Source organism: Nocardia miyunensis NBRC 108239 (genome assembly GCF_001613065.1).
In the GTDB taxonomy this organism is placed as follows: Bacteria; Actinomycetota; Actinomycetes; order Mycobacteriales; family Mycobacteriaceae; genus Nocardia; species Nocardia miyunensis.
In genome coordinates, this window is sequence record NZ_BDBQ01000029.1 from 188,403 (window position 1) to 204,111 (window position 15,709).

10 protein-coding genes and 1 pseudogene are annotated in these 15,709 nt (G+C 68.3%); 7 read left to right on the forward strand and 4 right to left on the reverse strand.

From position 1 onward, the window contains the following. Nucleotides 1–64: 64 nt before the first annotated feature. A complete protein-coding gene (locus NM2_RS12550; RefSeq protein WP_067667932.1) occupies nucleotides 65–964 on the reverse strand; it encodes a carbohydrate ABC transporter permease in 900 nt (299 codons plus the stop codon). A gap of 68 nt (nucleotides 965–1,032) precedes the next feature. Continuing rightward, nucleotides 1,033–2,295, reverse strand: coding sequence for an ABC transporter substrate-binding protein (locus NM2_RS12555; protein WP_067667935.1), 1,263 nt, complete (start codon nucleotides 2,293–2,295; stop codon nucleotides 1,033–1,035). A 341-nt stretch (nucleotides 2,296–2,636) separates the two neighbouring features. Here NM2_RS12555 and NM2_RS12560 point away from each other — a divergent pair, with 341 nt between their 5' ends. The 5 genes and pseudogenes from NM2_RS12560 to NM2_RS52570 all read left to right on the forward strand — a co-directional run bounded on the left by NM2_RS12560 (nucleotide 2,637) and on the right by NM2_RS52570 (nucleotide 7,681). Beyond that, on the forward strand, nucleotides 2,637–4,976 hold the full coding sequence (locus NM2_RS12560) for a carbon starvation CstA family protein (RefSeq protein ID WP_067667809.1): 2,340 nt from the start codon (nucleotides 2,637–2,639) through the stop codon (nucleotides 4,974–4,976). Between the two features lie 61 nt (nucleotides 4,977–5,037). Next, on the forward strand, nucleotides 5,038–5,274 hold the full coding sequence (locus tag NM2_RS12565) for a YbdD/YjiX family protein (protein WP_439956865.1): 237 nt from the start codon (nucleotides 5,038–5,040) through the stop codon (nucleotides 5,272–5,274). Nucleotides 5,275–5,387: 113 nt separating this feature from the next. Then, a complete protein-coding gene (locus tag NM2_RS12570) occupies nucleotides 5,388–6,866 on the forward strand; it encodes an AlkA N-terminal domain-containing protein (RefSeq protein WP_067667941.1) in 1,479 nt (492 codons plus the stop codon). Continuing rightward, nucleotides 6,863–7,354, forward strand: a pseudogene (locus NM2_RS51560) (methylated-DNA--[protein]-cysteine S-methyltransferase); the annotation flags it as partial. The gene NM2_RS12570 and the pseudogene NM2_RS51560, both read left to right, overlap by 4 nt. Further along, nucleotides 7,328–7,681, forward strand: a complete 354-nt coding sequence (locus NM2_RS52570) for a barstar family protein (RefSeq protein ID WP_281182436.1) — start codon at nucleotides 7,328–7,330, stop codon at nucleotides 7,679–7,681. The pseudogene NM2_RS51560 and the gene NM2_RS52570, both read left to right, overlap by 27 nt. Nucleotides 7,682–7,920: 239 nt before the next feature. Here NM2_RS52570 and NM2_RS51570 read toward each other — a convergent pair whose 3' ends face one another. Beyond that, nucleotides 7,921–12,105: an AAA family ATPase gene (locus NM2_RS51570; protein WP_067667812.1), complete on the reverse strand. Its 4,185-nt coding sequence runs from the start codon at nucleotides 12,103–12,105 to the stop codon at nucleotides 7,921–7,923. A 382-nt stretch (nucleotides 12,106–12,487) separates the two neighbouring features. Beyond that, complete coding sequence (locus NM2_RS12585; protein WP_067667815.1) at nucleotides 12,488–13,666, reverse strand: exonuclease SbcCD subunit D; 1,179 nt, start codon at nucleotides 13,664–13,666, stop codon at nucleotides 12,488–12,490. A gap of 173 nt (nucleotides 13,667–13,839) precedes the next feature. On the opposite strand from NM2_RS12585, the gene NM2_RS12590 reads away from it, so the two are divergent. Continuing rightward, nucleotides 13,840–14,964 (forward strand): DNA recombination protein RmuC, encoded by a 1,125-nt coding sequence (locus NM2_RS12590; RefSeq protein ID WP_067667818.1) that lies wholly within the window; start codon nucleotides 13,840–13,842, stop codon nucleotides 14,962–14,964. Between the two features lie 58 nt (nucleotides 14,965–15,022). After that, on the forward strand, nucleotides 15,023–15,709 hold a 687-nt coding region (locus NM2_RS12595), incomplete at its 3' end, for a DUF6542 domain-containing protein (RefSeq protein ID WP_157121051.1).

Below are 15,709 nucleotides of genomic sequence, written 5' to 3' on the forward strand. Positions count from 1 at the left end.
GATCCGGACACCATGCAGACCCCGCCCGAACCGCGGTTGTGACACCCGTGGTCTGTGCCGATCGTCACACCCCGCGCCGTGAGAGCCGCAGTTGCAGCACGGTCAGCGCCAGCAGCAGCGCGAAGATCACCCAGGCCAGCGCGGCCGCATAGCCGACCTGGTAGAAGCGGAAAGCGTTCTGGAACAGCATGATTCCCAGTACGTAGGTGCCGGTCTCGGGTCCGCCGTTGCCGTCGGTCAGCGCATAGGCCTGATCGAACGCCTGCACCGTATTGATCACGGTGATCACGACGACGAACGACAACGCCCCGCGCAGCAGCGGAAGGGTGATCGACCGGAATCGCCGCCACGGCCCCGCCCCGTCGATGGTCGCGGCCTCGTACAGATCTTCGGGAATCGCCTGCATCGCGGCGAGCAGGATGACGGTCGCGAACGGCACGCCCTTCCACACCGTGACGATGCTCAGCGAGAGCAGCGCCCACCCCGGATCGCTGAGCCAGGGCACAGGTGGCACGCCGAACCATCCGAGCACGGTGTTCAACAGGCCGTCGTTCGAGGTGAACATGAACCGCCACACCACCGCCATGGCGACCGTCGAGGCCACCAGCGGCAGGAACACCACGATGCGGAACAGCGCTATTCCCTTCAGTTTCCGGTTCAGCGCGGCGGCAACACCGAGGCTGATCACGACCGTCGGCACCAGCGTCAGCGTCGTGAAGACCGCGGTATTGCGCAGCGCGATATAGAACAGCGGATCGTCGAAAAGCTGCCGGTAATTGGACAGTCCGGCGAACCGCATGGGCCGGAACAGGTCCCATGAGTGGAAGCTCAGATACAGCGAGAAGCCCAGGGGAAACAGCATGAACAGCGCGACCGCCGCCAGATTCGGTGCGACGAAGGATATTCCGGCTCGCGATCGCCGCCGGTCCAGCCCCGATCGACGAGGCCGTGCCGATCGGGACACAGTATGCGTATCCGATCGTTCCTCGACGGTTGTCGTCCCGTCCGGCAATGATTTCAGTGAATGTCCGCTCACGTCGGGGCACGCAGCGCCGCGTCGATGTCCCCCGCCATCGAACCCAGCGAATCCGCCTGCGCCGCACCGCGTAACACCCGATTGCAGCCCCGCGACATCAGCGATTCGACCTTCCCCCACGCCGGGGTCGTGACCATCGTGCGTGAGACGGTGGGCCCGCCGGTGAACACCTCGAGATTGGCGACCCGGGTGTGCGCCGCGGCGAATCCCGGTGAGCCCATTGCCGAATGCAACACCGGAACGAACAGACCCGATTCGGCGATTATCGCCTGACCGATCGGCCCGGTCGCGAATTTCACGAACTCCCATGCCTGTTCACGTCGCGGACTGTGCGCGGCGATCGCCAGACCCGTACAGCCGACATTGGTTATCGCGCCCGGCCCGCCGTGCGGGCCCACCGGCAGCACGGTGACGTCGAAATCCAGATCGTCCTGTTCGATGAATTCCGAATAGAGCCAATGCCCGCCGAGCAGCATGGCCGCCCGGCCGCCGGCGAACAGATCCGCGGCCGAATCCGACAATCGATCCGCCACGCTCGGCGCGACCCCGTGCCGCACCGCGAGATCGGCGTAGAACTGCAATCCCGCGGCGAAACGCGGATCCCCGATATCGGTGCGGGTCGGCGCTTTCGGCGGACTGAACCACTGCGCGCCGTTGTTCATCCCGAAACAGGCCGCCGAATAGTACGGCACCCAGGCATCGGCGAAACCCCACTGCCGGACCCGTCCGCGACCGTCGCGATGGGTCAAAGCCCTTGCCGCGGCCAGGAATTGCTCGAAACTCCACGCCTGCGACCAGCGGACCGGCGGGTGAATTCCGGCCTCGGCCAACATTTTCCGGTTGTAGTAGAGGAACACCCCGGACCACTGCTCGGGCAGCGCGTACTGCCCGCCGCCGTAGTCGAACGTCTCGTACAGGCTCGGATAGCTGTCCGCCCGCAGGCTCGCGGCGTATCCCGGATCGCGGTCCAGCATCGTGCGCAGGTTCAGCAGCACCCCGCGATCGGCCAGGCCCGCGAACAGCAGTTCCCAGGCCATCAGCACGTCCGGGCATTTGCCCCCGGCACAGTAGGTCAGCATCTGCTGCAACGGATCCGGGCTGGACATGACGGTCCGAATCCGGATTTCGGGATGATGTTCGTTGAAGGCCGCGATGATCCGCATCCGGGCCCGGGCCTCCTGCGGCCGCGCCTGGAAGAAGAAGGTCACCGCGTCGTCGGCGGCACCGCTGCAACCAGCCAGGATCGGTGCGGCCAGCATCGATCCGAGCAGGGTTCGGCGGCGCACCGGAATCACGGACCTCCTCCTCGGCCCGATCGGAGTCGCCGTAGTCGGCACGCCAAACGCACCCGATCAGGCAAAGCATCAGCAATCAATAGAACAGCACGCGCAGCTTACGTTTGGCGCAGCGGAATTCGAAGCAGCACACGCATGGACAACGTTACCCGCACCGGATCCGTTCGTTCTCGCCCCGACCTGTCGGTCCACCGTGGCAAACTGCCCCTGTCGGACAATCCGGGCCGAACCTGCGAATCCGCAAGTCCGGCTCGGTAGTGTCCGATCGCGCAAGACCCGCACAGGAACACGGGAGAGCTACTCGCATGGCGACGATCGAATACCTCCGGACCGACCCCGACCTACCCCCGGTCGGGGTCGTGGACCGCGCACCCATCAGCCCGGCGAAGAAGGCGATATTCCTCGTCATCGCCATCCTCGGCGCCGTCGGCTGGGCGGTGCTGGGCATCAGCCGGGGCGAGGACGTCAACGCGGTGTGGATCGTGGTGGCCGCGGTCTGCACCTACATCATCGCCTACCAGTTCTACTCCCGGCTGATCGCGGACCGGATCACCCAGCCGCGCGACGATGTCGCCACGCCCGCCGAGGAATTGGAGAACGGCACCGACTACATGCCGATGGACCGGCGGGTGCTGTTCGGCCACCATTTCGCCGCCATCGCCGGTGCGGGCCCGCTGGTCGGGCCGGTGCTCGCCGCCCAGATGGGTTATCTGCCCGGCACGCTGTGGATCGTGGTCGGCGTCGTGCTGGCCGGTGCGGTGCAGGACTACCTGGTGCTGTGGGCATCGGTCAAGCGCCGCGGCCGCAGTCTCGGGCAGATGGCCCGCGACGAGCTCGGCGTCGTCGGCGGCATCGCGGCGCTGGTCGCGGTGCTCGCCATCATGGTGATCCTGCTGGCCGTGCTGGGCATCGTCGTGGTGAACGCCCTGGCCGCCACCAAGGGCGCGGACGGGCAGTTGCACGGCGGCAGCCCGTGGGGCGTGTTCTCGATCTCGATGACGGTCCCGATCGCCGTGCTGATGGGCCTGTATCTGCGCTATGTGCGGCCGGGCAAGGTCGGCGAGATCTCCATCGTCGGTTTCGTCCTGCTGCTGTTCGCCATCGTGGCCGGTAAGTGGGTCGGCGATTCCGGCTGGGGCCGTTCGGCTTTCACGATGGACGGCACCACGATCTCCTGGATGCTGATCATCTACGGCTTCATCGCCTCGGTGCTGCCGGTGTGGCTGCTGCTGGCGCCGCGCGACTATCTGTCCACGTTCATGAAGGTCGGCACCATCGTGCTGCTGGCGGTCGGCGTGCTGATCACCATGCCGGTCCTGAAGGCCCCCGCGATCTCCCAGTTCGCCGGCAACAGCCACGGTCCGGCCTTCGCGGGCAACCTGTTCCCGTTCCTGTTCATCACCATCGCCTGCGGCGCGCTGTCCGGATTCCACGCGCTGGTGTCCTCGGGCACCACGCCGAAACTTCTGGAGAAGCAGTCCCAGGCGCGCATGATCGGCTACGGCGGCATGCTGATGGAGTCGTTCGTCGCGGTGATGGCGATCATCGCGGCCAGCATCATCGATCAGCACGTGTTCTTCGCGATCAACACCGGCGGCCTGACCGCCACCCCGCCCGGCCTGCCCGCCGGGGCCTCGCCCGCGCAGATCGCGCAGGCCACCGCCGATGCCGCGGCCAAGAAGATCAACGGGATGAATCTGGGCGGCACGCCCGTCACCGGAACCGACCTGATCAACGAGGCCAGGAGCGTCGACGAGAGTTCACTGCTGTCCAAGACCGGTGGCGCGCCGACGCTCGCGGTGGGCATGTCCCATGTGCTGCAAGGGTTTCTGGGCGGGTCCTCGCTCAAGGCGTTCTGGTATCACTTCGCGATCATGTTCGAGGCGCTGTTCATCCTCACCACGATCGACGCCGGTACCCGTGTCGCGCGATTCATGCTCTCGGACACTCTGGGCAACCTGGGCGGCCCGGCCCGCAAGTTCTCCGATCCGTCGTGGCGGCCGGGCGCATGGCTCTGCTCCGCGCTCGTCGTCGCTGGCTGGGGTTCGGTGCTGCTGATGGGCGTGACGGATCCGCTCGGCGGCATCTACACGCTGTATCCGCTGTTCGGCATCGCCAATCAACTGCTCGCCGCGATCGCGCTCACCGTGGTGATGGTCATCGTGGTGAAGAAAGGCCTGGTCAAGTGGGCCTGGATACCCGCGCTGCCGCTGATCTGGGATCTGGTCGTGACGATGACCGCGTCGTGGCAGAAAATCTTCTCCGCCGACAAGAATCTGGGCTACTTCAAGCAGCACAGCATCTACAGCTCGGCCCGCGACGCCGGCAAGGTGCTGTCCCCGGCGAAGAACATGCACGATATGGACAAGGTGATCCGCAACAGCTTCATCCAGGGCACGCTGTCGATCGTGTTCGCGGTGCTCGTACTGATCGTCGCGGTGATCGGCGCGCTGGTGTGCATCCGCGCCCTGCGGCGCGGCGGGAGCGAGACCACCGAGACGCCGGAGGTGCCCTCGAAGATCTTCGGGCCCAGCGGATTCCTGACCACCAAGGCCGAACGGGAGGTGCAGCGGGAATGGGACGAGTTGGTGAAGTCGGGAAAGGCCACCGTGCCCGGCGCCGCCCATGCGGTGTCCACGGAATGAGCGCCATGAGACCGGTCCGGGCCACGGGACGGTCCGCGACGAGTGCCCGCGGGATCCGGCCGTGATCTCCGAGGAACAGGCAACCCGGCGGCGTGGGCGGAACGCGATCGGCCTAATGCTGCGCGCGGGCCGTACCGTCGCCGGGTACGTCAATGCGGTTCTGGGCGGCCGCGATTACGCGCGTTACGTGGAACATCTGCGGCGCAAACATCCCGGATGCCCGATCCCGACCGAGCGCGATTACTGGCGCGAGCGCTATGCCGCGGCCGATCGCAACCCCGCTACGCGCTGTTGCTGAGGGCGGCGCATTGCGCCTCGGCATTGGACGATCGTACGACCGCGGGCGACCTCGCCGGGTAGATGTCCCATTCCCGCTAGCGCGGTGACGTGCAGCCTGACAGGGTGGACTGCGTGAGTGCACACGGTCTCGAGTTCGAGCGCTGTTATCGCGCGGTCACGACCCGCGACGCCCGTTTCGACGGGCAGTTCGTGACCGCCGTCCGCACGACCGGAATCTATTGCCGCCCATCGTGTCCGGCCATCACCCCCAAACGCGCGAACGTGACGTTCCTGCCGACGGCCGCGGCCGCGCAGCAGTCCGGATTCCGGGCCTGCCGCCGCTGTCTGCCCGATGCCGCACCCGGCTCGCCGCTGTGGAACACCCGCGCCGATCTGGCCGCTCGGGCCATGCGCCTGATCGCCGACGGGGTGATCGAGCGCGGCGGCGTGCCCGCGCTGGCCGGGTCGCTCGGCTATTCCCAGCGTCAGCTGACCAGGGTGCTGACCACGGAACTGGGCGCGGGGCCGCTGGCGCTGGCACGGGCGCATCGCGCGCACACCGCCAGGCTGTTGATCCAGACCACGCGAATGCCGATGTCCGACATCGCTTTCGCCGCCGGATTCGCCAGTATCCGTCAGTTCAACGACACCGTGCGCGAGGTGTTCGCGGTCAGCCCGACGACGCTGCGGGATGAGTCGCGGCGGCTGCGCGGAGACACCCTGCCCGCGACGAACGGCATGCTCACCCTGCGGCTGCCCTATCGCCAGCCGCTCGATGCGGGCTGGCTGACCTGGTTCCTGTCCTCGCACGCGGTGCCCGGCCTGGACCTGTGGGAGGACGGCCACTACACCCGCGGCCTGCGCACACCGCACGGACATGCCACGGTGCGCCTGAATGTGCAGCCCGGACATGTGCGGGCGGGCCTGGCCCTGCACGACATGCGCGATCTCGCCCCGACCGTCGCGCGGTTGCGGCACCTGCTGGATCTGGACGCCGACCCGGTCGGCATCGATGAGGCGCTCACCTCGAGCGCCGAGAAGTCCGGGCGCCGGGCGGTGTTCAGTCCCGGCATTCGCGTCCCCGGCTGTCTAGACGGCCCGGAACTGTTGTTGCGCACCATGATCGGTCAGCAGATCTCGGTCGCCGCGGCCGCCACGCACACCGCTCGTCTGGTCGAGGCGCTGGGCGAGGATATCGGCGGGCCGGTGCCTCGACTGTTCCCGACTCCGGCGGCGATCGCCGAGCACGGTACCGAGGTGCTGACCGGACCCGCCCGGCGCACGGCGTCCATCGTGTCGGCGGCGCGCGCGCTGGCGTCCGGGGATCTGCGACTGCACACCGGCCGCACCGCAACCGACCTGCGCCGCGATCTGCTCGCGCTGGACGGGGTCGGGCCGTGGACAGCGGATTACGTGACCATGCGGCTGCTGGCCGATCCGGACGTGCTGATGCACACCGATCTGGTGGTCCGGCGCGGTGCGACGCTGCTGGGCATCGACCTCACCGATACCGCGCGATGGTCGCCGTGGCGGTCCTATCTGTCCATGCATCTGTGGAAACAGGCCCTCGCCGCCCGGCCCGCACCGGCGAAAGTAGGTGCAGCACAATGAGTACCGCCGAATTCACCACGACCTCGACACCACTCGGTCCGTTCACCACGGTGGTCGATGCGGATGGGGCGGTCTTGGCCGCCGGATGGACCGCCGATTCCGACGAACTGCGCCGACTCGTACATCCCAGCCTGCGCCCCGATGCACTGCGGCAACGCAATTCACTCGGCGAGGTGACCAGTGCGGTCGAAAAGTACCACGCCGGTGAGGTTTTCGCGATCGACCACATCCCGGTGCGCCAGATCTCCGGGCCCTTCCTGCAACACGCCTGGGATGTACTGCGCACCGTCCCCGCCGGAGATCCGATCACCTACACGGCATTCGCCGCCCTGTCCGGCCGCCCCGAAGCCGTCCGCGCCGCCTCCAACGCCTGCGCCCGCAACGCCGCCGCCCTCTTCGTCCCCTGCCACCGCATCCTGCGCACCGACGGAACTCTCGGCGGATTCCGCTGGGGGCTGGAGGTGAAGAAATGGCTGCTGCGCCACGAACGTGCCGAAGCGGGTGAAAACCGCGCGGACCACCGGGGCACGGCGCTGATCGTCGACCTGCGCGGTCGGCTGATCGAGACACTCGACGACTTCTGGGACGCGGTGAAAGAGCCGTGCGGGTTGCCGGACTGGTTCGGCCGGAACTTGGACGCGTGGTCGGACACCATTGAGACGCGGGGTATCTCTGAGGTGATCGACAGCCATGACGTCCTGGTCGTGCACGTCGACCAGAGGGGATTGTTCGACGGGCATCGGCAGGAGGCCGGTATCCTGGCCGGACTCTTCGACGAAGAGCGGAACCGGCTCGTCGTCCACCGGCTGGCCTGATGAACCCTGTGGCCGCCTGACTCAGCACCGGGCCCAGACGAGAATGGCGGCAAGGTGCAGGTGCGGCCTGGTAAGCGATGGCGAGTTCGTCCGTGCGCATGGCGAGGCCGCGCCACTGCTCGAGTCGGGCGGTGCACCGCTCGAGTACGCGTGAGTCCGAGTCCGAGTCCGAGTCCGAGTCCGAGTCCGAGTGCGAGCGCTTCGAATTCACAGAACGTCATTCGAGAGGTCGTATGTGCTTACGCGACAATCGTTTTCAGGTGAGAGCCGGTGGGCTGGCGGATGACGTGGAGGCGGCTGGGGATGCGTTGGCGCATCTCGTCGACGTGGCTGACTATGCCGACCACGCGTCCGCCGGAACGCAGGTCGTCCAGGACGCCCATGACCGCGTCGAGGGTGTCGGCGTCGAGGCTGCCGAAACCCTCGTCGATGAACAGGGTGTCCATGACCAGGCCGCCGGATTCGGCGGCCACCACATCGGCCAGGCCGAGCGCCAGAGCCAGTGAGGCCATGAAGGTTTCGCCGCCGGAGAGGGTTTTGGCCGGGCGGATCGCGCCGGTGTAGTCGTCGCGGATGTCCAGCCCCAGGCCGCCGCGCCGGCCGTTCCGGCCCGCGACGTCGGTGTGGACGAATTCGTAACGGCCACCGGACATTCGGCGCAACCGCACCGAACCCGCGATGGCCACCTCCTCGAGCCGGGCCGCCAGCACGTACGAACGCAGCGACATGCGGCGGTTGTTCTCGCCGCGACCGGCCACCACATCGGCGAGCCCGGCCAGTTCGTCGTAGGCGCGCTGCATCGGGGTGATCCGATCCACCGCGGCCCACAGTTGCGTGCCCAACTCCTCGAGCTGCTGCACCCGGTGTTCGGCCTGTGCATGGGCGGCCACGGCCGCGTCCAGCGCGGTACGTGCCTGCGCCACCCGGGTTTCCAGCTCCTGCGGATCATCGAGTTCGACATCGGCGGCGGCCCGGATATCGGGTTCGGCCAGAACGGCCTCGGCGTGCGCGCGAATGCTGTCCGCTTCGGTCAGCTCATCCTCGATCTTGCTCTGCTCCCGCGGGCTGCGTGCGGCGGCGGCGACGACCTTCGCATAGGCCGCCAGCACGCCGTAGTCCGGCTCCGAACCGCGTTCGGGCACAACCACATCCGCGAGCGTGACCAACTCGGCCGCGCGGGCCAGCTGCTCTACGCGGCGTGCCAGCGTGGTGACCTGTTCGCGGGCGGCATCCGCTTCGGTTCGGGCCGTGCGGAGTTCGGTGGCATCGCGCACGAGGGCGTCCAGGCGGGCCCGGCGGCGATCCACCGTGCCGTCGGCTCCGGCGGCGGTGCGCAGACGGTCGGTGAGTTCGGCCATCCGGCGGTCGGCGGCGATGATGCGTTCGACCACGGCACTGTTGCGGACATCGAGTTCGCGCAATTCGTTCTGCAGGCGCGTTTCGTCGGCGCGCAGCCTGTTCAGCTCGGTGGTGAGCTCCTCGACGCGGGCACCGGCGCGGCGGGCGGATTTGAAGCGTTCGGTGACGACGTTGAGTTCCGCGGACAATTCGGCCCGGTCGCCCTCGCCGCCGCGAGCGACGAGCACCGCGATGTCGTTCTCCAGTTCGGACAGGCGGGATTTCGTACGGTCACGGACGGATTCGGCAGTTCGTTCGGCAGCGACCGCACGTTCCTCGTCGGCCTTGGACGCGGCGGTCGCGGTCGGCTGGGCGGGGGCCGGATGGTCGGCGGAACCACACACACTGCACGGCTGCCCGTCGGCCAGCGCACCCGCCAACTCGGCGGCCATTCCGGCCAGCCGACGTTCCCGGATCGCGAGCGTGTGCTCGCGAGCATCGACGTGTGCTTCCCGTGCCGACTCGAATGCGGTTGTGGCCCGGGCGAGTTCGGTGCGCCGGGCAGCGAGTTCGGTCGCCGCTTCCGAGGCCGTGCGCAGCCGTTCGCATTCCGCCTGCAATCCGGCCAGTCCGGCCGCCGCCTGCTCCGCCTCGCGCACCCGGACATCCAGTGCGGCAATCGTTTCCGGCATCGCGGCACGGGTGGCGGCCAATTTGTCCATGCCTGATCGCAGGGACGACTGCTCCTTGCGCAGCCTCGCGAGTTCGACGCTCACCCGCTGCGCCGATTCCGCATCGGCCCGCACCTCGTCCAACGCACCGATCTGCGCCGACCACCGCTGAATCGCCGCATCGATACCGGTCGACTCGATCTCGGAATCATCGTCCCGGAACGTATCCCGCACATCGGAATCCGCGTCCGCACCACCGCCCGACCGATCCGCGATCGGCCCGTCACTCGAATCAGCAACTGCCGCAGCGGATTCACCGCCTCGATCAACGTTGTCCGAACTCACCTCTTCCGAATGCTCAGCTTCGAATTCGCCTGTACCCCTGCCGATTTCATCCGCTGGCACCCCCGCCCCGTTCGAATCACCAGACCCGAAAGCATCCGCCGCAGGCGGCGACTCCACCGAGAACAACCCCGGCTCACCATCATCCGCAGCCCAGCCGACCGCCGAGTCCACCACACGCAGCGGCCGATCCCCCGCAACGGTCTTCGCCGTCTTGCGCACCCCACTCCCCCGCCGCGCAGCCCCCTCACTCGCCCCCCGCCGCCGTCCGGCCACTTCCCCACTTCCGGACGAATTCCGCTCCCCCGCCACATCCGCACCGGTCACCGCGCTCCCCGGCACCGGATCGACCGAGAACAACTCGAGCTCGACATAATCGACCGACGCCCGCTCCGCCGCCGACTCCTCTCGATCCCCCGATTCAAGCCCCCTGGCACCCGTCGATGCACGCCGTCCGCGACTCGACGCGCCATCACCATCAACGCTCGACTCCAGACCTACCCCAGCGCTGTCCCGCGCAGAGCCACTCGCGCCGTATCCAGCGGCACCGGCCCCACCCGTCGATGCACCTTCGCGCCCCAGCGCAGCACCGCCATCGACACTCGACTCGCCCCCTACCCCGGCACTATCTCGCGCAGAGCCACTCGCGCCGTGAGCAGCCGCACCAGACCCACCCGCCGAAGCACGCCGTCCGCGCCCCGGCGCGCCATCACCGTCAACGCTCGACTCGAAACCGGCACCGACGCTGCCCGGTGCGGAGTCGCTCGCGCCGTGAGCGGGCGCACCAGACCCATCGGCCGACCGTGAGTCCGCGCGATCGTCCGTAGTCGTTGGCACCCCGGCGTTCTCACCTCGGACCGAGGAGGTACGGCCGGGGGGATCATCGAAAGTCGTTGCCGCACTGCGGTTCTGCTCCGGAACCGGGGCGATGGCGGCTAGCTCGGCGGCAAGGTCGGTGTCGGCGAGTTCGGCGGCGGCGAGATCGGTTGCTGCCCAGATGGTTCCGGGGAGTTCGGCGCTGGGGGGTTCGAGCAGGCGGGTGGCGAGACGTTCGGCGAGGGCGCGGGATTCGGCGGTGCGGCTGCGGAGAACTTTCGCCGCCGTGCGGGCCTCGTCCAGGGCGGAGGCGACCGGTTCGACGCGACGGGACTGATCCAGTTCGATGCGGCGGCGGGCGCGCAGTTCCGCGGTGGAGGCGTACTCGTCCAGTTGTGCGCGGGCCGCGGTCAGGCGGCGATGCAGGTCGTGCAGACGGCGCTGCTGCTCGGCCTCGGCGTGGGCGCGGGTCGAATCCGCTTGGCGCTGTGCGAGTTCGGCCTTCGTGGTCACCGCAGCGGCGCGGGCGGTGGTGAGGAGTTGCTGCGACCATTGCGTCGCGTCCAGGGTGTCGACGGTCTCGGTCGCGCCGACCCCGGCGGAGACGACCACCTGACCGATGAGCCGGTCGATACTCTGCCGGTGCGTATCGAGTTCCGCGCCACTGTCCCGGCGACGCTGCGTCAGCCATTGTTCGGCGCTGCCGAATCGCTCTGTGTCGAAGAGCTTTTCGAGCAGCTTCTCGCGATCCTCGTTCTCCGAGCGCAGAAATCGGGCGAAATCGCCCTGCGGCAGCAGGACCACCTGGAAGAACTGATCGGCGCTCATCCCGAGCAGCCGGATCACCTCGTCGCCGATATCGGGTATACGAGAGAGATTCTGGCCGCGGCCGTCCAGCCATTCCAAGGTGGCCTTGGCCTTCTCGTCCGCCCAGCCCTCGCCACCCCGCTTCTTGGGCCGCCGGAATTCCGGCGAGCGGGTCAGCCGCAGCCGACGCCCACCCAACGTCGCCTCGAGCACCACCCGCGGCGGCGTCTGCGGATCCGCGTGATCCGAGTGCAGCCGCTTGCTGTCCCCCCGCGCCCCCGGCACCCTCCCGTACAGCGCGAACGCGATCGCGTCCAGCACCGTCGTCTTCCCCGCCCCGGTCTGCCCGTGCAGCAGGAACAGGCCGTCACCCCCGAGTACATCGAAATCCACCACCGCGGTGTCGGCGAACGGCCCGAACGCCGTCAACTCCAACCGATGCAGCCTCATCCGATCAGCCTCCCACGACCCCGATCACTCATCCCAGTCACCTCCGCGCACGTCCGCTCGCACGGTTCCCGACAGAGTGCGTGCAGTCCCACTGGCGGTAGCGCCCCACCGGCACCGACAGCGGCGGGTGTACCGATCCGCGACACGAAGGGCCGCAACGCTCCACCGCATCTCCAGACCCGAACCGCTGTCCCGATGCCAGACGACACGGCCGGCACCGGACAGGAACGCCCGGCCGGTATCCCCGAAGCCGGCCGTTCGTCCGGTACACGGAACTCGCCGAGGTCGGACTCGGCTGCGGTACCCCGGCCGTACAGCATGGGCATGGCGTGCGGCCGAAGCATCCGCAGCAAGGTTGACTGCCGCCCGCGGCCCGGATCGCTCATGCCGTGCGCTCCCCCGCATCGACCGGCTGCGCTTCGGCCACCTCGCGTTCGGCGGTCGCGGCGGCCAAGGCGCGTGTCAGCCAAGCCATTTCGGTATCGGTGGGTTCGCGGCGCACGTCGGCGAGGAAGCTGTGCGCTACTTCGGTGTCGCGGCGGCCGTGCACCCGTTCACGGTAGCGCAGGTCCGGATTGCCTTCGGGGCGAATCCATTCCACATGTACCGCGTGCGGGAAACGCTGGCGCAGCCGACGCAGGGCATCGACCGGGCGGGCGTGGTCGGTGAGGTTGGCCGAGACGTAGTGTTCCTCGGCCTCGGCGTGCGCGGGATCGTCGAGAAGTTCCTCGAGCTCGCCGGTCAACTGGGTGAGTCCGCGCACCCGCGGGAGGTCGTGCCGCTCGACGCCGGTGAGCCCCTCGGGGCCCAGATCGGCGATCCATACCGCCTTGCGATGGGAACGCTCGGCGAACGAATACGGCAGCGGCGAACCGGAATACCGGATCGATTCGGACAGCGTCTGCGGCGAGTGCAGATGCCCGAGAGCCACGTAATCGATCCCCTCGAACGCGCCCATCGGCACCGTCTCGACCCCACCGACGGAGATCGACCGCTCCGAGCCGGTCGCCTCCCCGCCGACGACGAAGGCGTGCGCGAGCACCACCGAGCGCACCCCGCCGCGCGACTCGAGATCGGCGCGCACCCGGCTCATCGCCGCGTCCAGGATCTCCGCGTGCGAACGCGCCTGTGGCACACCCAGTTCCACGCGGGTGATCTCCGGTTCCAGATACGGGATGCCGTAGCAGGCGATCTCGCCGTACTCGTCGCCCAGCACAACCGGACGCCGGAGATCCGCCACGGACGTGCGCAGATGCAGTCCGCCCGCCGCCGCGAAACTGCCGAGCGCGCCGAGCCGGGTCGGCGAATCGTGATTGCCGGAGGTGGCCACGATCACCGCGCCCGCTGCCCGGATCGCCTCGAATCCCCGGTTGCACACCGCGATCGCATCGGCGCTGGGTATCGATCGGTCGTAGACGTCACCGGGCAGCAGCACCACGTCCACCCGCTGCTCGGCCACGATCTCGGCCAGCGATTCGAGCGAACGTGCCTGATCCGCCAGCAGATCCACACCGTGGAAGGTCCGCCCGATGTGCCAGTCGGAGGTGTGCAGCAGCCGCATGCCGCGAAACCGTAGGCGATGGCACCGACAGATTCGCAATCGCCACCCCGAGACCGCCGCAAAAAATTCCCGTCTCGATCGGCCGGAACCGAGCCGGCACGAGCCACCGAGCAAGTGCTGGGCGTTAGCCACTGTGCCGAACTTGTCGGTGGCATACGGCACTATCTGCTGTCATGACCGCACCGACGCTGTTAGCGATGCTCGTGGTGTTCTGTACCGGGCTGGGCCTGGGCTGGCTCGGTCATCTCGCGCGGGCCGGGCGGGCCGAGGCGCAGCTGGCCGCCCTGCGCGACAACGAACGTCTGCTGCGGCATTCCCTCGGCGCGGCGAACGAGGATGCCGCACAGCGCAATTCACAGGCCCTGGGCACGCTGGTGGCACCGCTGCGCGAGGCGGTCGGCGCATTGAATCAGCAGCTGGCCAAGGTGGAGCACAACCGCATCGATGCCTATGCGGGCCTGCGCGAACAGGTCGCGGGCATGCAGCGGCTGTCCCATCAGCTGGCCACGCAGACCGGGCAACTGGTCTCGGCCCTGCGCGCGCCGCAGGTCCGCGGACGCTGGGGTGAGATCCAACTCGAGCGCGTGGTGGAGCTGGCCGGAATGTCGCGGCATTGCGATTTCGACACCCAGGTCACCCGTGCGGGCCGGGACGGCGCGGTGCGACCCGATCTGGTGGTGCGGCTGGCCGGTGACCGCCACATCGTCGTGGACGCGAAGGCCCCGCTGACGGCCTACCTCGACGCCACCGCCCAGGACGACCCCCGCGCGCGAGCCGAACATCTGGTTCGCCACGCCAGACATCTGCGCACTCATATCGATCAGCTATCCGACAAGGCGTACTGGGCGGCCTTCGATCCCGCACCCGAATTCGTGGTCCTGTTCGTGCCCGGCGAGACGTTCCTGGACGCCGCGCTGAACGCCGATGCGGGTCTGCTGGAGTACGCATTCGGCCGGAACGTGATCCTCGCAACGCCGACGACACTCGTCGCACTGCTTCGGACGGTCGCCCACGGCTGGCGACAGGACGCTATCTCGAAAGAGGTAGCAACAGTTCAGCAATTGGGTCGGGAGCTGTACGCGCGGCTGGGTGTCGTCGGCGGGCACCTGGACCGGCTGGGGGGCCAACTGGCAAAGGCGGTAGACGCTTTCAACCAGACAGTGGGCTCGGTGGAGTCGCGTGTACTGGTGACCGCGCGGCGGCTGCACGAGTTGGACATCGGCGATCGGGAGGTTCCGGCAATCCGCTACATCGAGTCGCGACCGCGTGTCGCGGGCTTCTCAGACATCAACGAGTAACCGTTTCATCCGCCCAGCCTCGGTACACGTTCCGGTTGCGACAGATAGTGTGCTTTACGTGGCAGCTACCCAACGCGACCGATCCGAGGTGCCCGCACCGCACCGCTCGATCATCCCGTCGGTGCCCGGCATCCCGGCCGGCGCGGCGGTGTTGATCGCGGTGGCGTGCACTCTTATCGGGTTTTTCATCGACGCAAGCGGCGGTGGCAGAGATCTGACTCACGTGTTCGCCGGCGCCTACATCATCGGTTGTGCGCTGGCCGCGCTCGCGGTTCGCTACCGCGGCCTGTTCACCACGATGGTCATCCCGCCGCTGCTGCTGTTCATCGCCGTACCCGTCGCCTATGGGCAGTTGCTGGACCATACGTCGTCCTCGGTGAAGGACATCCTGCTCAACCAGGGCATCCCGCTGGTGAACCGCTTCCCGGTGATGGCCATCGCCACCGTGATCGTGCTGGCGATCGGTCTGGGCCGCCTGGTGCTGCAACGCCGCCTGGAGGAGGCCGAACCACGCGCGCGGGGTAGTCGGACGCGCAGGGGCGATTCCTGGGGTCCACGGGCGGGTTCCAGCCGTTCGCGCCGCAGCCGGGGCACCAGGTCCTCGGACACCCTCCGCAGCCGCGCTCGCGCACAGTCCGCCACCGACGAGAAGGACGCCACGAAACCCACTCGCGGAAGCCGCAAGACCACCGGACGGGTCGCCGAGCGCCCGCCGCGGGTCTCGGCCGCCCAGGGCTCCCGCACC